The sequence below is a fragment of the Thalassotalea litorea genome, assembly GCF_005843925.1.
Lineage (GTDB): Bacteria > Pseudomonadota > Gammaproteobacteria > Enterobacterales > Alteromonadaceae > Thalassotalea_A > Thalassotalea_A litorea_A.
In genome coordinates, this window is sequence record NZ_VCBC01000002.1 from 139,027 (window position 1) to 159,851 (window position 20,825).

The window sequence follows — 20,825 nt, forward strand, 5'->3', positions numbered from 1 at the left end:
GCAAAATTGTACACAGGCCTTTAAGTACGGTATATACAGGGTTAGTATTTACTGTCACAAGCGCTAATAACCCAATATCAAAATAACGATAACAAGCAGTTAACAATAATGAAGTATTCCCGAGCCTGTATATTTGCCGCTCTATTGTCGGCCAGTGCAGTTGCAGCTCAGCCATCTGATCAAGAGCCTTCTGAATCATCCGGGATTCAGGAGCGAAATGTGTGTGAAGGTGATTGTGTCGCAAGCAACAGCTGGGCTGTGGGTGCAGCACTTGGTTACGGCAAATATTCCAGTCCTTTGCATAGCGGTGCAGGGCTTAGTGGTAAAGGGCATAGCGGTCAAGAACGACATATCGCCTTCCTCCCCTCTTTCTATGTCTATGCTGACAATTTCTATATTGAAAATACTGCGATCGGTTACACCTTGTTTGAAGATCAATTCTGGTCCATTGATATCAAAGGCGAGCTAAATCCAGATGGGGTTTATTTTCAACGTAATAAACTGGATGCGTTTTTAAGTACCACAGGCAGCGCTGGGCTATTTCCACTCCCTTATCCAGACGAAGATACAGAGCCCAAAGACATTGAGCGTTCTCTGTCTTATCTAGGTGGTGTTGGTGTCGACTATTATCCTAATGCCAGCTGGCGATTAAGCATTGATTTATTGACCGATATCTCAGCGGTGCATCACGGTCAGAAACTCGGTCTGGGTCTGGCCTATCAAAATCAATTTGGTGACTTAACCTATCAACTAAGTACAGGCGCGCAATATCGAAGCCAAGCGCTAAATGATTATTACTACGGCGTCGAAAATGGCGAGTTAATCTACAGGAGCCCTGCTTATCTGGCAGATGCAGGATGGAATCTCAATTACGAGCTAAATTTTAATTATCCTATTTATGAAAAATTTGCTGTTATCGGACGTTACCAGTATCAGGATTTAAGCGAACAAATCGTCCTCAGTCCACTGGTAGAAGACAATTCTACTCACTATTATTTTATTGGGGTGAGTTGGCAAATCGGAGGGGGATTTTAATGAAACCCTGGTGGTTATTAGGTTTTCCGTTAATTTCTCCCATCGATAGCGCCCGCGCTAATCAAGTAGCTCTGTCGCCAACCCATTGTGTAAAAACCCAGCATTCCTGTGAACTTCCGCTCACCATCACCTGGAATTTCGACCAACCCAGGGACTTTTGTCTGCGCAGAAAAACCACTAACGAAGACTTGTATTGTCATAAACAAACTCAGCAAGGGAAAATTACGATTCATGTGCCATTTGCGCAAAGTGAGCCACTGCTATTTATTGATCTACAAACCAAAACTACGATTAAGCAGTTCAGCTTGAAAGTTATGGTCCCCAGTACCTTGCGCAAACGCAAACGACACGCATGGAGTATCCTGTAGTGATCACTCATCAAGAAAATACATCGAGGCTATGCCTGATTGAAGACGATATAAAACTGGCGGCATTAATTTCAACCTTTTTTGTCAATAATGGCTTTGAGGTTTGTCATTTCGAGAATGCTGAATCCTTTCTCACTCACGGTAAGCTATCCCAGTTCGATGTCATTGTTTGCGACATTAATTTACCCGGTTTAAATGGCTTTGATATATGCCAACGGTGCCGTGAGTCTTACCGCGGCGTTTTTATCTTTCTTACTGCAAAAACAGAAGATATTGATCATATTTCGGGACTGGATATGGGCGCTGATGCTTATATTGCAAAACCGGTAAGGCCGGCAATTTTACTGGCAAAAATTAACGCCTTATTGCGGGCGGTAAATCGTCATTCGTCGACAACAGATTCGCAATGCATTGAATTGCCAAAATTGTCGATTGATAATAACGCCCGAAGCATTCATGTCTGTAACAAACGCTTAACATTAGCCACCGAAGAATTTGATTTACTCTGGATTTTGATCAGTAATCGGAATCAAACCCTGAATCGGGAGCAGCTATTTTTACAAGCGGTTGGAAGAGAATATGACGGGCAGGATCGGATTATTGATGGCCGAGTCAGTCGAATTCGTAAGAAGTTTAATCAGATAGAAGACAACCCATATGAAATAAAAACCGTATGGCGTAAAGGCTATCTGTTCGCCCAGAGATAGCGAGTCCGTCCATGCGATTACAATTTATCAAACTATTCTTGCTGATTTTTGTCACCTTATTCTTTGTTGCTATCGTGACCGACAAGCTTTCTCAGCTTTCCAAAAGCCCGACTCAGCACAGCATAGAACTCGAGCAAGTATTTAGTACGTTTCAAACGAACAGTGAGACGGACATGCCTTCCCAAATTGCCCGTTCCATTGCCATCACCAATTTGCACTGGCCGGGCGATATGAAAGCCAAGCTATCTGCTGCACAAGTTGTTGCTCTGCATGATGGCAGGCAAACTTTCTACTATCGGCTCAATGACAAAGATAAAACCAGGGTTTGGGAGATGGGGCCCTTTCAAAACCAGATTGAAGACGATGTGATTGAGCCGATAGTGATCATTTTCTATTTCAGTTTTGCGGTGTTTTTGTTTTTATGGATATGGCCAATGTTTCGCGATTTAGAAACGTTGAATCAAGCCAGCAAGCGATTTAGTAAACACAGAGAAATCAGCAAACTTGCTATCAGTAAGACATCACGGGTTTATCCTCTGGCACAAAGTTTTAATCAAATGGCTAACCAATTACTGCGCTATATGTCATTGCAACGTTTCCTTGCCAGTACCCTATCCCATGACATTCGCACACCAGTCACTCGCATCGACTTTTGTTTAGAAGTGATGGATCACAAAAACTTTTCAACCATGAAAACCTCCATTCAGCAAGATATCGATGAAATAAACGGTTTAACCCATGAGTTTATTGAATTCTCTAAGCTTGAAGAAGAATATGACAATCTGGATATCAAGCGCCACAATGTAACCTCGATGCTTTGCTCTTTAACGGAGAAAATGCAAATCAGTAGTCATAAAGCCATTAACCTCGCTAATGATTGTCCCTTGTATTGGCGTTTTGATAAGAGTTTTTTGCGACGCGCGGTGCAAAATGTCATCGCTAATGCCCTCACCTATGCCACGCTGCAGATAAAAATTGAGGCGAAGGTAATTGACAATAACTTGCTGATTGCCATTGAGGACGATGGTAAAGGGCTAAGCACCACGTCATATAAAGACGTCACTCAACCTTATGTCCGCGGTAAAGATATTGAGGATCTAGGTAATGGCTACGGATTAGGGCTGGCATTTGCCAAAGTGATTTGTGAATGGCATCAAGGAAACCTAAAAATAGAACAATCACAATCCCTGAATGGCTTAAAAGTATTGTTCCGATTACCGAACATTACTTGAGCGCGCTGCACCAAAAGCTTACTTGAGCGCGACAATGTCGTGTAAATCTCCGGTGCGACCTAACGATAGAGACATGATTGGGAATGCATTACCGACAGGAATGAAAAACAATCGACTGTCTCCCTTGCCTCGAAGGTTTGGATCGGAGCTCGATACCGTACCTCCTGCGATCAGGTGATTATCAATTAAGGTCAGCCCACGCAAAAAATAGCCTAATTGAATGTTCGGCAACTTGGGATGAACCAACTGACCATTAGCGGAGTCGCAAATATAAAACCCTTGCTCACATGGCACGAGATTATGACAAGCTTTACCAACATTATCGGTACGCTCGAGAACATTGAATTCATGATCCAGTTTTAAGTAAAAGCTATTTTTACTTTTGTCGGAGCCCGCCGAATTATGAGCAAGTAAATACAGGAAATTCTCGTCAATATGGATGGAATTAAAGTGATGATAGTCCTGGCTATTACGCGCGGTTTTTCTCACAACGTCAGTCGATGTACAGCCAGGAGCATAGTTAAAACTTTGCGAATAGATAAAGGATTTTTCAATCCGGCCATTAAGATCACAGCGCCATACAATATTCTGACGTGTGTTCGTGACCCAAAGTTTACCGTTAAAACAAATAATTTGATGTACTCTGACTGGGACTTTCACTTCCCCTTCAGCACTGATGAAATTAAAGCTTTTTTGTGCTTCGGCTTTATTACCCGCTAACTTAAACGTCAATGCCAAGCTACGCTCGTCCTTAGTGCCATCTTGCACATACGTAACCGCAAGATAACGCTCATCGGGCAGTTGAGTAATACCAAAGAAATTGCCCGATAGCAGTTTGTGAATTCGTCCCCGGTCAAACAAAAACAGGCCACTGCTACTGGTAAATAAAAATTTAAAATGAGAGCGCTGCTGCGTAAACCCATATTGGCCCATCAGACTTTTAAAGACATTAAAGCTGTATCGTTTCAGATTTGAAATTTTCTCGATGCGCATTGTGTTTCTCTGTTGTTTTTAATTTCACACTAGTTGGGGAAATAACCAGAATCGTCATTAACAAAAATCGAGATGAGGAGTGTATTTCATGCGCCTGATTAACCGCTCAATCCCTCATCCCTTAGATTAAAGGTACGACATTTTTCTAATAATTCGAGAATTCATCGGTAACTAAACGAAATGATGACGCTTGAGTTCGTTTAAACAGGAGGCAAAAATAACATAAGGTTCCCTTGTGCCATTTCTGACATATTAACAGCAGGGGTGCAGAAACCCATGGTTCGCCAGGAACGACTATAGGGATAGGAAACATATCGAGCAGAAAATATAAAATGACTTTTGGAATGTCGCGCTATTACAGGAGGTAACACGACGACCAATTGCATCCCTGTATAAAAAAATAGCGCCTGAAGGCGCTATTTCTATAAACTTGACAAGACCTGCGATTAAAACGGAAGTTTCATGCCAGGAGGCATTTGCATACCGCCGGTGACCGAACCCATTTTATCTTTAGTGGTTTCCTCAACACGACGGACGGCATCGTTGAATGCAGCGGCGACTAAGTCTTCAACCATTTCTTTGTCGTCTTCCATCATGCTTTCATCAATCTCGACACGACGGACGTTGTGGTTTCCGGTCATCGTTACTTTAACCATGCCTGCACCGGCTTCGCCAGTCACTTCCATACTGGCGATCTCTTCTTGAGCTTTCGCCATCTTCGCTTGCATTTGCTGGGCTTGCTTCATCAAATTGCCCATGCCACCTTTCATCATATTCGATTCTCCAATATTAATTTGGCTGAAAATATCAGCGCTTAGCCGATCCAGATATATTGCATAATATCTGGGGGCAGAAAATGAAAACGCAATGAGTATATCAGAATTTGGTTACCATACGCACTAGCTAAAGATACTGGCGATATGTACTCGATATGCTCAATAACCTTAGTCTGCTAGGGTTAACGCTATAACGCCTGAATACTGTTTATAGCCACTTGCGCTTGAAAATCTTGTTGCAATTGAAGGATAAATTCATCATCGCCAATCACTTGTTTTGCATATTGCAGCCGGCTTTCGTTAATCAATAATTGAATCGACAACGGTGTATCGGCAACATTTTCCTGGACGTCAATTACCAATTCAGCCGGTTGTTGCTTAAGCAAGGAATAACATTTTGTTAAATGATCAATCGCCGCCTGACTTTGCAGGTGCGCAAACTCGCTGTCGAGAATGATATGTAATTGTTGATCGTTACAGTTATCCCCTAACACGGCATTCAATGCCAGTTGCCGTAGTCGGCCGCCGAGTCCCATGGCATCAATCATATTGGCCCATAAATCTATTTGGCTGGCATCACGAATTTGGGTGGGATCGATTAACTCTGGGCTAAATCCATTCTCACTATCAATATTTACCACGCGTTGCTGATTTTTCGCCTGAATTTCAGGTTCTTTTTCAGCTGACGCTTGTTGCTGCGCTCGAGCAATCAATTGTCGGGCGGGCAAATCGTCCTCAATTAGCGTTTCGATGCCATCGGATTGTTGCGCAATTTCCTGAGCCGCTTGCGCTGCAGGGGTATTAGCTGTTGGTACCGCCTGGGGCTTTTTTGCCCTACCCTCCACGAGCTTCTTACGGCTCCTTAACATATTCCTTGTGGCTAACACGTTATCGACTGAACTGTTACCCATTGAGCTTGGTTCTGTCGCTGGAGTATCTGCCACATTCTCCATGGCAGTCGCTTGCAGTGCAGCAGTGCTTTCTTCACTGGCTGTTTGGTTATTCTCCGCGAGCACTGGCTCTTGAGGTCTTGGCTCTTGAGGTGTTGGCTCTTGAGGTGTCGGCTCTTGAGAGTCCGAAGTCTGCGGTATTTGCTCAGAGACTGGTGCAATATCTGAGGTTTGTGGCCATAAACCTTCATCCCGAGCCTGCGCTTCGAGACCTTGCTGTTCGATATCCAGCATTTGTGGTTCTTTATCTGCTTGAGCGGCAATTGGCGAAGCTTGTTCTAAAACATTCGCCAAGGGTTCGCCTTGTGCTTTACTTGCCGGAAAAATCGCCTCAGAGTCCGCAGCATCGAGTTGTGTGCCCTGCGGCACTGTGGTTACCTCGGTATCCATTTTAGGGGTTTGAGCGCCGACAACTTTCGGACTTGGATCATTACCAGTGTCGCTCTCAAGGACGTTTTCATTCACGCTTTCGACGATGATTTCGACGGCATTTTCTGGCCCTGTATTTTCTGGCCCTGTACTTTCTGGTGCAGTATTTTTTTGAGCCGTATTGGCTGAGCTTGCTACCGTATTTTTAGCTGCCATGCTTTTGGCATCCGAAGTTTGAGCAACCGTATCTGCCAATGCTTGATTCAGATCGTCACTGATACTATCAACTTCTGCAGTATTCGGCAGTGTCGCTGCACTCACATTCGCTTGCTCTGGCAGCAATTCTCGCTGGGTAGGTTTAAACGCCAGCATCCTTAATACCACCATATCAAAGCCAGCCTGCTCATCAAAACCAAATGGCAGATCACGACGACCGTTTAACACAATCTGATAATACAATTGCACATCTTCCGGGCTCATCGCCCGAGAAAACTTTTCCAATAAATTATGGCGTTGCTTATCGACATCGACCGATTCCGGGACGAGTTGCCACATGGCGATTTGATGCAGCAATTGCAATAATTCCGCCAACAATCGCTGGTAATTTGGCGCATAACTGGCAATCGTCTGGGTTAATGTCATTAAGCTTTGGGAATCTTGTTTCACTAAAGCTATCAATATTTTATAGACCCAGTTTTGATCGACCCCACCCAACATCTGTTGCAAGTTAGGAACCGTTAAATGTCCCTGACCTTGCGCGATCGCTTGATCAGATAAGCTTAAACAATCACGCATACTACCGCGTGCTGCTTTTGATAAGAGCCCTAACGTGCCTTCGTCAAAGGTTACCTCTTCGGCGTGCAAAATCTCGGTTAACTTGGTTTCAATTTGTTTGGGTGTCAACGCTTTAAGGTGAAATTGCAAACAACGGGATAAAACCGTTACCGGGAGTTTTTGCGGATCGGTCGTTGCGAGAATAAATTTCACATGCTCCGGAGGCTCTTCCAGGGTTTTTAGCAGCGCATTGAAACTACTTTTAGAGAGCATATGCACTTCATCAATGAGGTAAACCTTATATCGGCCTCGGCTGGGTGCATATTGAACGTTATCAAGAATTTCCCGGGTATCATCCACTTTAGTGCGTGAAGCGGCATCAATTTCCAATAAATCGACAAATCGACCTGCATCAATATCGACACAAGCATGACACGTACCACATGGAGTGGCAGTAATACCTTGTTCGCAGTTCAGGCTTTTAGCAAAAATTCGCGCGATTGTGGTTTTCCCGACACCGCGAGTACCCGTAAATAAATATGCGTGATGAAGCCGCTGTTGCGTCAGTGCATTGACCAACACAGTGACAACATGCTCCTGCCCCATTAATTCTTGGAAATTTTTAGGGCGCCACTTTCTTGCCAGAACTTGATAACTCATAATGCTATTTATTCGCCTTCATATTCAACCATAGAAAACACATCGACATTTAAATTATGTAAACGCTCATGACCTTTTAGTCCGGGTAAACCAATGACAAATACGGCATGATTGACTTTCGCTCCCACAGCTCGAATTAAGTGGGTTGTCGCTTCTATCGTACCACCGGTAGCTAGCAAATCATCGACCATCAACACAACATCATCTTCGGTCAACGCGTCTTGATGTATTTCCAGTGTATCCTGTCCATATTCAAGTTCATAGGTTTGTGAATGAGTCTCTCGGGGTAATTTACCGGGTTTGCGAACCGGAACAAAGCCAACACCCATTGCCAGAGCCAGCGGCGCGCCGAATAAAAAACCACGTGCTTCAGTGCCAACGACTTTGGTTATGCCCTGTTCCTGATAACGGGTTTTCATTGTATCAATACAAAGTTGGAAAGCTTTGGCATCGTCAAGAATGCCAGTGATATCGCGGAAAATTATGCCGGGAATCGGATAATCCGGCACATCATGAATAACACTTTTTAGGTAGGATACGTCGCTTTCAGTCATGGTTAGCAAATAGTAAATCAATTTGCTAACAGGATAATCGAAAACGACAAATATTTATAGTCGCAATAACAGCATTTGGTTTAGAAAAATGAAACCAAATTAGCCTGCCGCTGCCCAATCCTCAGATTCAAGCAACTTGCCCATGGCATTTAAAAATGCTTCTTTTTCAATTGGTTTCGTTAGACAGGCGTCTGCAAGCTTGGTTTCTGCCAGGCTATTGACCAATTTAGGATCCTGAGTGCTCAAAAACATAACGGCACGGGGGCTGTTATTTTCCATTCCCTTAAGATTTTTTAATAGTTGCGGGCCATCCATAAGCGGCATCAAGTGGTCAACTATACACAGGTCATAAGTTTCAGCTAACGCTTTGTTATAACCATCAAGGCCATTGCAAGCGGTTGTTACCTGGTGACCCTGTTGTTCTAATAGCTCTTTTAATTGAGCCTGAACGGACTTATTGTCCTCGACCAGTAAGATTTTCTCGGCCATAGCGCTTCCCCAATCAATCTCGATAAACAGGTGGAATTAATTTTTATTAAAGGTTTAAGTACCTGTAATTAAAGGTAGGTATACCAGCCCATTAGCATAGGTAGTAATGGCATCCCCACTAACGCCAATAAGGCAAAAAACAAGTGACGTTTAGAAGAACTTTCTTTAAAAGAATTATCGTGTGACATTGCAAGTACAACTCCGCATTAATCAAAATCGGCGGCATCATACCTGAAGATTCGTCTATTTAATAGTCATTTCTTCATCAATTAGCTATTTGTCCAATTATCAACAATAGATCAATCATAAAATGAGCTAACGACATGAATTAGCGCGTAAAAAAAATGTTAAAAAGTGAAACCATTACGTACATATAATATTTTTTCGCTAATAACGATATGAAAGATAGACGAAAACAGTAAGATTTAAAGCCTTGGTAGTAAATACAACCTTTAGCTTGATAAAGGCATTTTTGCTTGATATGCCGGATATAGGAAAAGCGTGTAAGGTGAACCGGATTTATGTTCGAGAGGCTTTGTGGGTAAAAATCCTTATCGATTAAATCGCTTGTATTTTAGAATACTGACTTAGCGAAATTGAAACAGTTCCTGATGGAAACCATGTAATTGAATGTGCTGTCGTTGAATCGATTTTTGTAATGATTTAGCAAACCCTCCAGGACCACAAAACCAAAGGTCAGCAGAATCCAATTCTCCGGTCTGTGCTAGGATGTCTTCAAGGGACAGTAAACCATCAACATGCTCATCGATAATGTATAGGTTAATATTCGCCTTAGCCGCCAAAAATTGGATCTTATCGATAAATTCCTTATCCGGCGAACGGGTACAATAAAACAGGTCGATATCCTTACCATCGCTATGCTGCTCTAACTCCGCCATACGCGCCATAAATGGCGTAATTCCGATTCCCGCGCCAATCCACACCTGCCGGGCTGCCGATGATTTGAAGTTAAACTGTCCGTAAGGACCTTCAATCGTTACCAAGTCCCCTTTTGCTACGCGCTTTGGCAATAATCGAGTGTAATCTCCAAGCCCTTTGATATGAAAACTCAACTTGCCATCATCGTGCCATGACGATGAGATTGTGAAAGGGTGATGTCCCTCTTTGCTATCGAACTGAACAAACGCAAATTGCCCCGCTTCATGCCCAGGCCAGCGATCTTTTAAAGCAACCTCCACCGCCAACACCTTATTATCTGGATGCAGCTCAGCTTTTTCAACCACACCAATGACAGTCCGTCGCTCACCTATCTTGCGCAACAGGGAAAACAATGCCGATACGATACCTAACACCATTAATATCCCAACCAACCCGGCTAGCGGAGTTTGCCAGTAACTAAACTTCATTAATACCGTGGAATGAAACACCAATACAAGAAAGAGAATGGCCAGTAATCGATGCATTTTGAAAAATAACCGATAAGGAAACCACTTAATCAATGCCACCACAATAAGCACCACAAGGATATAAAGACTCCACTCTCCAAGGGTCTCTGCCAAGCCATGCCAATCGCGAAACAGTTGTTCAAGCTCTGAATTTGCTACTGGTTTCGAGACCTTTTCTGGTCTGTTCATCAATCCCGCATCGACTAACCAATGTGGGGCTTTGATCCATAGGTAGTGCGCCAGAGAAAAAACCAAGGTCGTAATACCAAGCCATTTATGCAACCGATAGGATTTATCCAAGCCGCCTAAATAATTTGATAAAAATACTGGTCTCAAAGCAAGGACCATCCCAAAAGCCATGGCAGCAATGGTAACCACACCCGTCAGGTAAATCATCGATTTTCGAAAGCGAAAAAATTCGTAGGGGGCGGCGAGGATTTGCTCAGCACTGATCCACAGGCCGATAACTAACAGGAGTCCAATCCAGAAAACGGTTTTATTTCGAGTCATAAGACACACCGGAATGAGTAAACTGGCATCAAGATTTGATGGGTGTCACGGGTTTAATCGTTTAAAGTTTGATGGGATTAATAATAGGACAGAATCTTATTCCCGCAAATGACATCACCGACAGAATAATGTTTGCTATTGCGTAGTGCTTTGATATTTGGAACAGGCAGACGATCAACCGTTAGAGGAATTGTGATGGCCATAACCTTTTATCAGGTGATTCAAGGTTTGGGATTGTCCACATGATATAAAAAACCCTGGCTGAATCCAGGGTTTTGAGAAAGCGTATTGGTTCAATTAAGCTTGCGAGTTATTCGCCACACTTACCTTCACCACATTTACCTTCTTTCTTTTTACCTTCGCCGCATTTACCTTCGCCGCATTTTTCTTTCTTTTTACCTTCGCCGCATTTACCTTCGCCGCATTTTTCTTTCTTTTTACCTTCGCCGCATTTACCTTCGCCGCATTTTTCTTTCTTTTTACCTTCGCCGCATTTACCTTCGCCGCATTTGCCTTTCTCTTTCTCTTTGTCGCCAGCGTCAAAATCAGCAGAGAAAGCTACGTCCTGAGCGACAAATGGGTTTGATTCGGCTTTCGCTGGAGCACTGGCTAGCAGGCCTAAAACAAACGCACCCATCAATGCAGTAATTAAATATTGCTTGAACGATTTCATATTTATCTTCCTAAGTTATTGTAAACTAACCAAATAGATATTCAGGGTTGTTATTCTTTCGAGGCTGGCAAGCAAACCTTCAGGTTTGCGAGAAGCGGTTTGATAAAGCTAAAAGATTTATCAAGTCACTGAGCAACCTCTACAAACCCGATCGCAAAATGCAAACACGAAAGAGCAAAAACCCCACTCAAATGGTGTTGATTAAGACCACCTGTGTTGTTAAATAATTTCATTAGATCCAGAAATTATCAAGTAATTAACGTTAAAGTAACAAATATCTATGATAAAACATGCAATTCCAAATTGGTTTATCGGCGGTTAATCCTCACAATCGGGCAATTTCCCTGTTTAAATTGAGCAAATTTTGCTCCGGACACATAAGCGGTTTCGGGTATTATTCGCAAACCAACAAACGCGCATCCCGCTAATAAAAATGGCACTTTCAAGCAATCATTAAATTCTAAGCGCCAATAAAACCTGTTGGCTGAAATATTTTCAAGCTTTAACGCATTGCGTGTTTAACATTTTCTGATTAAATTAAAATTGTAGCGACTAAGTAAAATCGAAAAACCTTTTAACTAATTGTTTTTGTTATCGATTACTTAAAGCTACCAAGCCAGGGAGGCTTGGATCAGGGACGATGTGATGTGGTAATGGCAGGAAGCCATTGCATAGGGATATGCAGATATGCTCATCAAGGAGGATTAAGAGGCGCTTTAATAGTTATTGGCATGAATGCCAAAAGGAATACCAGATGGGTTTTCTATCGTTTTCGATAACTATTCCTCTTATGAATCTGCGATGCAACATATGCACTTCTTAGCACCTTCTCTGAAGTCAGAACACAACTTCAAGGAGCTCCTATGCCAAGGAAATCTCGAAACTACTTTGCCAATACCCCTTATTTAATTTTTCAGTTCGGGTACAACTTTCAACCCTGTTTTTTTGATAAGGCGGATTATCAGTTCTTTATTGAATTGATTGAGACAAATTGCCTGCAATTTCAGGTGCAATTAAATAAGTATCAATTATTTAATAATCAATTTTTGATGGTAATAACCGCAGCCCAAAGTCATTCTATCCCCAAGGTGTTACAAAGTACGTGCAGTATCTACGGCCGTTATGTGAATGAAAAATACGACCGCAGCGGGTCACTGTGGCAAGGTCGTCATAAAGCCAGTCCTGTGCAGGCCGGACAGTTTCTGGATGCGGTATATCAATTTATACAAATGCCAATACTGCCAAAAAGCTTCAACCGTAGTAAACAAGCTGAGCTACCATTGTCCGTCGAAGAGCAAACGTCCTGGCTGATCCACCAAAATTTAACGAAGAATCAACCAATTGGCGATGAAACATTTTTGCGAACTGTGAGTAATCACAAAATGGTGCAACGACGCAAAACCATAGTGCCCCGCACTCGAAACGGCTTAATGCCGTTGTTGAGCGACAGGCCGGGTATTATGCGTTCTTAGTCCAACAGCAAAACTATTGAACATCAAAGTCATAATATTGCTGCTTTTGCACTTCAGTCATGTTGGCATAGGTAAAGTGCCACCATTCCATATCATAAGCAGCAAAGCCATGTTTTTGCATCAGGTTTTTCAGCAGTTCGCGATTGGCTTTTTGCTGAGCATTGATATTCGGGCTCTCGGTATTGGAAATGGCATCGAACATATCATAAGGTGAGCCCATATCCAGCGCTTGATATTGGCCATGGGGATCCAATTCAACCAAGGTCACGTCAATCGTAAATCCACGACTGTGGCCGGATTTTTCTGCGATATAAGGGCCAACAAGCGCAGATTTAGGCAAGTTCGGGTAATACTGAGCTTTGGTTTTAAGATCCGTCAGGTCTTTGGCCCATCGCATAAAATGCGCAACCGCTTTTTCTGGACGATAACAATCAAAGAATTTCAACGTCATTTGCTTGTTTGCCAATTCGTTTACGATAGCTTTTAGCGCAGGTAAGGCATCACGATGAATAAAACATTTGCTTTCAAGATAACCATCTACGGGTTCACCGACAAAATTATTATAACCCGCATAGCGAATATCATATTCAACGCTTTCGAGTTCGGTTTTGATATCAACAAATTGTTGTTTCCCCGCTTCATTCGCAAAACATTGACTGCCCGCGAACAATGCCAGCAACCATAATGGCCATTTGATCATCGCTTGGCGCCGCTTCACCATTACGCTCCAATAACCACAAGACCAGTGACTATATATGCCAACACGGTCAAGCCACCGGCAAATAGCGCATAAGGCAATTGAGTTCTAACATGTTCAAGTAAATCACATCCGGACGCGACCGCACTGACCGCAGTCGTATCGGATATTGGTGAGCAGTGATCACCAAACACCCCACCACCGAGGATCGCAGCCAGTAGCAGCGGCGCGGGTAAGTCGAGGTTAATCACCAGTGGCATACCTATCGGGATAAGCAATGCAAAGGTTCCCCATGAGGTTCCAGTGGTAAATGACATCAATCCGCCGGCGATAAATAACATTGCAGGAACTAAAAACAATGGCAGATTTTCGGCAACCAAACCGGAAATAAATGCTCCGGTACCAAGCTGTTTCAGGCTGGCTCCCAGAGCCAGTGAAAATAACACAATACATACGAGTGGCAGTAGTTCTGACATTCCCTTAAAACCGATTTTGGTCATTTCCACGTGTTTAAAACGCTTCGAGCCGACCATCATAATGTAAGCCACCAGACAGGCTAACGTCGTTGCGTATAATACCGACTTAGAACCAGATCCCTGGGTAAAATCGCCGCCACCGGTGAAAAACATAAAGAACACCATAGACAAAGACATGGTCAAAAGTGGAATTAACATAAAGGAAGGTTTTGAGGGTTCCACATCAAGCTCAAGATGTTTATGGCTACGTTGCTGATCTAATTCAGCCTGCTTTAATGGGCCATGGGTTTTATCTGCCCAGCAGGTATAAACCACAACGGCTAAGGTAATGAGTGCGTAAAAGTTTAATGGTATCGTGGCAATGAGAATACCAACCAGAGATTGCTCCAATTCGTAGTTACCTAAGAGTCCGAGTACGTAAGCGCCCCAGCCATTCATCAGTAGCAAAATACAAATAGGTGCGGAAGTTGAATCAATAATGTACGCCAGTCGTGCTCGACTCATCTCGAATTTATCAAACAATCCTCGAGAAATAATACCGGCCATTAATACACTAAGGTTCGATTCGATAAAAATTACGACACCGGTGAAAAAGGCAAGAAATCGGGAGCGACGGGCGCTACCACTAACGCCTTTGCGGATCAGAAAGTTAACGGTTGCCGTTACCCCGCCTGACTCACGCATAAACGCTAACAACGCGCCAACTAACAATGAAAACACCAGAATACGGGTATTACCATCCGATTGGAAAACCCCCACTATTCGCTCGACACTCGCAACACCAAAGGTGAATAGCGAATCTCCGGTGCCTGACATTAACATCAAAAGCTCGGAGCTGGCGATGGCGAGTAACAATGCCAGAATTACTTCTTTTTTCCAAAGCACCACAATTATGGCAACTAAAGGGGGTAGTACCGAAATCCAATCTGACACAACAACTCCTGCAAATTTTATTTTTATTGTGAATGAATACACGATCTCTCGCGCTCAAACGGCCAGCCTGTCAGCAAAACCTGATGAAACCATTCATGTTATTGAACAATGATATCCTTGCAGACGTTTTTGCTCAAACACTTTCGTGGCGAAACGGCACTGCGACGTTCAAGAATGGTGCTAACCGAGTCAAAAGAATAAATTATGACTGTTGCATTGGACACTAAGAAAGCATTATTCTTCACTAGTAATATCCAGCAACATATAAATAGCAAGTGCCATGAGCCACTTTACTCTGGAATACCCGAGTGTTAGATCTGAAATTGTTCCGTAAGACAAAGGAAAGATAATATATTTCAGTGATTAATTTGGTATACACTGAATTTAGCGATATTTTAACTTAGTTAAGGTTCACACCTAATCGATTAAAACAAGGGTTGTCCCGTATATATCATTGGCTAGGGACAAACAGCAGGGCTTCTTTGCAAGTTTAATCAAGCGACTTCAGCGACAATGACTGAAGTTTTGAAATAACAATAAATAGATATGCGATGAGTATGACAAAATATAATGGAACGTCAGAGCCCGCCAGAATAACCAAATGGTGGCCTTTATTGATTATTGCCAACATCCTTTCAATGAGCCATGCGATAAGTGCAGAGAATAGTCGAGCGGTAACCAACATTGCAGCAACTAGCGCTTCAACAACCGATACCGAGGAAAGCGGCACAGCCAAAATCGACACACTCTACAGCAACGTAATTGATGTCGACGAATTAAAGTTAACGCCACAATTTTGGCAACAATCTCTACGCAACCAACAAGGCAGTAATGCCAATAAAGTGTTAATGAGTCCGGAGCAAATTGAGGCGTTTAACGACGAACAATTCACGCGTGGCTCGTATTTAAAAAATCCCTTGAGCTTTCCTGTACGGCTCGCCCCGGATACTATCGCCAAGTTTATTCGCGCCATTAGTAAACCAGCGAGCTCCGAACGCTTCTATGCGAACGGTGAAATCCTCACCCCGGCACACTACCAATCTTACGATGAGCAAATGAATTTGGTGTCGCTTAAAGACTATCAGGATGTTCGGTTTGCGGTGGTGACAAAGCGCACCAGTTTACGCACCTATCCGACTCTGGATCGGGTATTTAATGCCAATATGGATCTTGATTTAGACCGTTTTCAGGAAACCGGGGCGTTTCCAGGTGAGCTCTTAGCCGTCGTCCATACCTCCAAAGATGAAAAATGGCATTTTGTTCGAAGCTATAATTATCGAGCCTGGGTTCAGGACAAAGATATCGCCTTTACCAGTCGTAGCGAAGCCAAACAATTCATCGGCGAGCAACAGCGATTGATCGTCACCGGGGATAAGGTCCATACCACGTTTAATCCAACGAATGAACAAACCTCACAAGTACAATTAGATATGGGCGTCTCTCTGCCGATCCTCCAACACAGTGACTTTGAAAAATACCAGCTACATCGCCACAACCCTTATACCGGATATATCGTTCAGTTACCCACGCGAGATGCGAAAGGACAATTAAAATTAGAGCCGACTCTGATCCCTAAAAGTGCGGATGTCTCAATTGGTTATTTGCCGTTTACTCAGGAAAATATCATTAATCAAGCTTTTAAATTTCTCGGTGAGCGTTATGGCTGGGGCCATGACTACAATGGTCGTGATTGCACAGGCTTTGTTGGCGAAATTTACAAAACCTTTGGTATTTTAATGCCGCGTAATTCAGGGCAACAAGGTGGCGACAGTTATGGCGTGAATTTACGCTTTGACAAAGCATCAACGCCGTCCCATAAGTTGCCTGAATTAGCCAACCTCGAAGTCGGCGACTTGCTATACCTCCCTGGTCATGTGGCAATGTTTTTAGGTTATCACGACGGTAAACCTTATATCATTCATGACGTATATGGTTTGGGATATGTCGACCATCAGGGCAACCCTGTAAAAGGGATACTCAATGGGGTATCTGTCACCCCTCTTCTCCCATTCAAGGGCTACATTCATTCTTTATATAACATCAAACGAATCCGTTAATATGAAACTATCTAAATTACGCCTGGCCAGATTAAAAGTACCACTGGTCACGCCATTTAAAACCGCGCTGCGCAGTGTCGATCATGTCGATGATATCGTTGTTGAAATTGCGATGGATAATGGCATGGTCGGCTTTGGCTCTGCCCCTGCCACAGCGGTAATTACCGGCGATACCCATGCTTCTATGGTCAGCGCTATTGAAAGGTTTATCTGGCCGGCAATTGCCGGCAAGAATATCCGCGATTTAAATGAGATTTGTCGACTGATTGATAAGTCGATGATCCACAATAGTTCTGCAAAAGCCGCAGTCGAGATTGCCATTTATGATCTCTGGTCGCAAAGCTTGGGCGTCCCTTTATATCAAGCGCTGGGTGGCGGCATTGCGAAATTAAAGACGGATATTACTATCAGCGTCAATAGTCCCGATGAAATGGTGGCTGACGCAATTAAGGCCGTGGATCTTGGTTATGACACCTTAAAATTAAAAGTAGGAAAAGATTTGCAACTGGATATCGATCGCATCGATGCCGTTGCCAAAGCAGTTGGACCCGATATTCGATTACGTCTGGATGCGAATCAAGGCTGGAGCGCCAAGCAATGCATTCAAGCTATTAGTGCCATGAATCGAGCCGGCATTGAATTTGAACTGATTGAGCAACCAGTTGCCGCCGAGGATATTTCAGGCCTGAAACACTGCACTGAACAATTGCATACGCCTGTGATGGCGGACGAAACGGCGTTCTCTTTCGCCCAGTCATTGCAACTAATGCAAAACCAAGGCTGCGATATCATTAATATTAAATTAATGAAAGCTGGCGGCATCTCTAAAGCGCTCAATATTGCCGATGCTGCCGCGGTTTATCGGTTGCCTTGTATGATGGGCTGTATGCTCGAAAGTAGCATCGGCGTCGCGGCGGCGGCTCACCTGGCAGCATCCCGCTATCAGGTGATCGAGAAAATTGATCTCGACGCCCCTACCCTTTGTCAATTTAATCCCGTGGTTGGTTCCGTAGCGTTTAATGACGCGACAATCACACTCAATCAATCCCCTGGACTTGGGATTGAATCCATCCAGTCATTAGCATACCTGTAGACAGGGAGTTGTAAACATTATGCCCGCGTGTAAACGAGTTCATCCATTCATCAATTTAAGCACACTGATTGCCTTGGTATTATTGCAAGGATGCGGTGAAGCCCCTGAAAGTGCATTAGCTGATAAACCGACAAAAGTTAGTCAGCAACAATCTCTGATCAAAGACGGTAAATTTGCCGAAGCAAGGGACAATATTCAACAGCTGCTCGATAGTAAAAAATTATCAGCAAAACAACGACAAGGGCTGGAATTTGAGCGAGAAAGAATGGTTCGTATTGAGCAGGATTTCAGCGCCGATTTGGCCGATGTCCGAGCCTATATCGAAAAACATATCGGTAAGGTATCCGAGCAAGAACTTGCGAAATGGCAATCCGACGGATTATTAGAGCATCGTGTGATTGACGGCAAAACTAAGTATTTTCGCAGTGCCGGATATAACTTATTTCAATTGGATGAGCAGGCGCTTAAGCGTCGCAAAGGCTATCAGCCATTTACCGAACGAGCACCGCTTTACGCCCTGAACCAACATCATAAAGACATTGTGGATCAGGTTGACCCGGACAATTCACAGGCTGAGAAAAAGCGTTTTAAAATCCGTTACAATCTCAAAGTAAATGCCAATGTGGTACCTGACGGTGAATTGCTTAAGGCATGGATCCCCTACCCTCGGGAAATTTTGGGACGCCAGGAAAATATTCGTTATATTGATTCCAGCCCGAAAGTGCATCAAATTGCCGGCGAAGATAAATTGCAAAGAACGATATATTTTGAAACCCCGGCGATAGCAAACCAACCGACAGAGTTTTGGGTCGAATACGAGTACGACACCTATGCCATGTCAGTTGCGATCCAAGCCGATAAAATCACTACGGTTATGCCCGATGATGTACTTAAGCAATATTTAGAACAACGTCCTCCGCATGTGGTGTTTACGCCTGAACTCCAAGCGCTTTCAAAACGCATTGTTGGTGATGAAACCAATCCCTATAAAATCGCACAAAAACTCTTCGCCTATGTCGATAATATCCCCTGGGCGACAGCAATTGAATATTCAACCATTCCCAACATCAGTGAATATGCAATGACCGCCGGTCATGCCGATTGCGGCCAACAAACGTTACTGTTAATTACGTTATTGCGATACAACGGCATACCCGCGCGTTGGCAATCTGGCTGGGAATTTTCGCCGAAAGAATTTGATACCATGCATGACTGGGGCATGGTCTATTTCGCCCCTTACGGCTGGGTACCAATGGATGTTACCCATGGGGTTTTGGACAGCGATGAAGACGCGTTAAAGTGGTTTTATTTAAGCGGAATCGATTCTTATCGTTTGATTTTCAATGATGATTACTCTCAGGATTTTGAGCCGACGAAACAACACTTTCGCTCTGAAACGGTCGATTCTCAACGCGGTGAGGTGGAGTGGCAAGGCGGTAACCTGTATTTCAATCAGTGGCGTTACGAAATGCAATGGCAAGATATATCAGACGAATTAATCAGTGAACAAGCAGTGTTGTCGACGCTCGCCGAGCCCGATTTCTCGTTACCGGAATTAAACGGTGACCAAGTCGTTATGGTGATTACTGATGATGAAAATGCGATTCAGGGAAAGTTATTTAGCTTTGAAAAGCAAATCGAGACACAAAACAACTCCAGCATTTGGAAATCTGCCAATATTGAAACCGATATTGTCGTTGGCAAAACAGGCATTGCCTGGGGCAAAGGATTACATCCAGAGCAAGTAGGGCAGCAAAAACGTGAAGGGGATGGTAAAGCCCCGGCGGGCATATTTCGACTTGGTACCGCATTTGGTTATTTGCCAGATTTACCGACTGGCTTAAATTACGAACCTATGACCGCGAGCCACTATTGCATGGATGTGGGCGGTTCACCGTTATACAACCAGATTGCCGATACTAAGATTGTTGGCGAACAAGCATTGGCAGGAAATTCAGAGCCAATGCGCCGGGATATCCATAAAAACGACCAAGTCTATAAGAAAGGCATTTTTGTACATCACAATCCTGGGAATATCGCCGGCAGTGGCAGTTGTATCTTTATCCATTTGTGGCGCTCTGACTCCAGCCCGACGCTTGGCTGTACCGCCATGGAAGAAACAGCTATGGATAAGCTATTAGCTTGGCTAGATAAAGATAAAAATCCGCTAATGGTAACGCTGACCAAAGCCCAGTACCAATCATTAAAACGTGACTGGCGATTACCTGAAATACCGGCTAACTAAACCTCAATGAAGTAAAAAAAACGGCTAAAAGCCGTTTTTTTTGATCCGTAACAAGACAACCGAAAGATTGTCGAAGAATAAAAGCGGCTAACAACTATCGGCCCTGCCTTTAATTATTCGACGAAACAACTCCCCCTAGTTATTCATCACAGCAAAACGGTCGCGCATCGCCGTGCAATACTCGGCCGTTATATGACAAACCCACCATTCACAGTTGAAGAAAAGTCACTTGACATAAATTATTCCAAAAAATAAATATAGATATCAATAAATTATTTACAGAAGATGAAATTGTGGTAATTTATTACTAGGTTAAATTTCGACCAGCTTGTTCCTATTAAGCTGTAGAAATTATG

General features: G+C 43.4%; 17 protein-coding genes. 8 read left to right on the plus strand and 9 right to left on the minus strand.

Annotation, left to right across the window (positions count from 1 at the left end; genetic code table 11):
- The first annotated feature begins 108 nt into the window (after nt 1-108).
- Genes FE810_RS01025 through FE810_RS01040 form a run of 4 tightly spaced genes read left to right on the plus strand, consistent with a single transcriptional unit; the run spans nt 109 to nt 3,342 of the window.
- Nucleotides 109-1,035: a MipA/OmpV family protein gene (locus FE810_RS01025; RefSeq protein WP_138318163.1), complete on the plus strand. Its 927-nt coding sequence runs from the start codon at nt 109-111 to the stop codon at nt 1,033-1,035.
- On the plus strand, nt 1,035-1,403 hold the full coding sequence (locus tag FE810_RS01030) for a DUF3019 domain-containing protein (RefSeq protein ID WP_138318164.1): 369 nt from the start codon (nt 1,035-1,037) through the stop codon (nt 1,401-1,403). Before FE810_RS01025 ends, FE810_RS01030 begins: the two co-directional genes overlap by 1 nt.
- A complete protein-coding gene (locus FE810_RS01035) occupies nt 1,388-2,110 on the plus strand; it encodes a response regulator transcription factor (RefSeq protein ID WP_138318165.1) in 723 nt (240 codons plus the stop codon). The genes FE810_RS01030 and FE810_RS01035 overlap by 16 nt, the downstream gene beginning before the upstream one ends.
- Before the next feature lie 11 nt (nt 2,111-2,121).
- Nucleotides 2,122-3,342 carry an ATP-binding protein gene (locus FE810_RS01040; RefSeq protein ID WP_138318166.1) on the plus strand — a complete coding sequence of 407 codons (1,221 nt, stop codon included), beginning with the start codon at nt 2,122-2,124 and terminating at the stop codon, nt 3,340-3,342.
- Nucleotides 3,343-3,360: 18 nt separating this feature from the next.
- Here FE810_RS01040 and FE810_RS01045 read toward each other — a convergent pair whose 3' ends face one another.
- The 7 genes from FE810_RS01045 to FE810_RS01075 all read right to left on the minus strand — a co-directional run bounded on the left by FE810_RS01045 (nt 3,361) and on the right by FE810_RS01075 (nt 11,496).
- Nucleotides 3,361-4,335, minus strand: coding sequence for a hypothetical protein (locus FE810_RS01045; protein ID WP_138318167.1), 975 nt, complete (start codon nt 4,333-4,335; stop codon nt 3,361-3,363).
- Nucleotides 4,336-4,781: 446 nt separating this feature from the next.
- Nucleotides 4,782-5,108, minus strand: a complete 327-nt coding sequence (locus FE810_RS01050; RefSeq protein ID WP_138318168.1) for a YbaB/EbfC family nucleoid-associated protein — start codon at nt 5,106-5,108, stop codon at nt 4,782-4,784.
- A gap of 191 nt (nt 5,109-5,299) precedes the next feature.
- Nucleotides 5,300-7,864, minus strand: a complete 2,565-nt coding sequence (dnaX, locus tag FE810_RS01055) for a DNA polymerase III subunit gamma/tau (protein WP_138318169.1) — start codon at nt 7,862-7,864, stop codon at nt 5,300-5,302.
- Nucleotides 7,865-7,872: 8 nt separating this feature from the next.
- Nucleotides 7,873-8,418, minus strand: coding sequence for an adenine phosphoribosyltransferase (gene apt / locus FE810_RS01060; protein ID WP_138318170.1), 546 nt, complete (start codon nt 8,416-8,418; stop codon nt 7,873-7,875).
- Between the two features lie 99 nt (nt 8,419-8,517).
- Nucleotides 8,518-8,907, minus strand: a complete 390-nt coding sequence (locus FE810_RS01065) for a response regulator (RefSeq protein ID WP_138318171.1) — start codon at nt 8,905-8,907, stop codon at nt 8,518-8,520.
- Nucleotides 8,908-9,494: 587 nt separating this feature from the next.
- Entirely contained in the window at nt 9,495-10,823 is a 1,329-nt protein-coding gene (locus FE810_RS01070; protein ID WP_138318172.1) for a ferredoxin reductase family protein, read from the minus strand.
- Nucleotides 10,824-11,133: 310 nt separating this feature from the next.
- Nucleotides 11,134-11,496 (minus strand): HvfA family oxazolone/thioamide-modified RiPP metallophore, encoded by a 363-nt coding sequence (locus tag FE810_RS01075; RefSeq protein ID WP_138318173.1) that lies wholly within the window; start codon nt 11,494-11,496, stop codon nt 11,134-11,136.
- Between the two features lie 863 nt (nt 11,497-12,359).
- Here FE810_RS01075 and FE810_RS01080 point away from each other — a divergent pair.
- The gene (locus FE810_RS01080; protein ID WP_138318174.1) at nt 12,360-12,968 is read left to right on the plus strand and encodes a transposase; all 609 of its coding nucleotides are present in this window, start codon (nt 12,360-12,362) and stop codon (nt 12,966-12,968) included.
- Nucleotides 12,969-12,981: 13 nt separating this feature from the next.
- On the opposite strand, the gene FE810_RS01085 is transcribed toward FE810_RS01080, so the two are convergent.
- Together FE810_RS01085 and FE810_RS01090 are read right to left on the minus strand one after the other, a co-directional pair.
- Nucleotides 12,982-13,689 (minus strand): M15 family metallopeptidase, encoded by a 708-nt coding sequence (locus FE810_RS01085; RefSeq protein ID WP_138318175.1) that lies wholly within the window; start codon nt 13,687-13,689, stop codon nt 12,982-12,984.
- On the minus strand, nt 13,689-15,074 hold the full coding sequence (locus FE810_RS01090) for a Na+/H+ antiporter NhaC family protein (protein ID WP_138318176.1): 1,386 nt from the start codon (nt 15,072-15,074) through the stop codon (nt 13,689-13,691). Before FE810_RS01090 ends, FE810_RS01085 begins: the two co-directional genes overlap by 1 nt.
- 557 nt (nt 15,075-15,631) lie before the next feature.
- Here FE810_RS01090 and FE810_RS01095 point away from each other — a divergent pair.
- The 3 genes from FE810_RS01095 to FE810_RS01105 are packed head-to-tail and all read left to right on the plus strand — an operon-like array spanning nt 15,632 to nt 20,469.
- Nucleotides 15,632-17,131: an SH3 domain-containing protein gene (locus FE810_RS01095; protein WP_171022179.1), complete on the plus strand. Its 1,500-nt coding sequence runs from the start codon at nt 15,632-15,634 to the stop codon at nt 17,129-17,131.
- 1 nt (nt 17,132) lies between these two features.
- On the plus strand, nt 17,133-18,224 hold the full coding sequence (locus FE810_RS01100) for a dipeptide epimerase (RefSeq protein WP_138318178.1): 1,092 nt from the start codon (nt 17,133-17,135) through the stop codon (nt 18,222-18,224).
- Between the two features lie 19 nt (nt 18,225-18,243).
- Nucleotides 18,244-20,469, plus strand: coding sequence for a transglutaminase domain-containing protein (locus tag FE810_RS01105; protein ID WP_138318179.1), 2,226 nt, complete (start codon nt 18,244-18,246; stop codon nt 20,467-20,469).
- Nucleotides 20,470-20,825 lie beyond the last annotated feature (356 nt).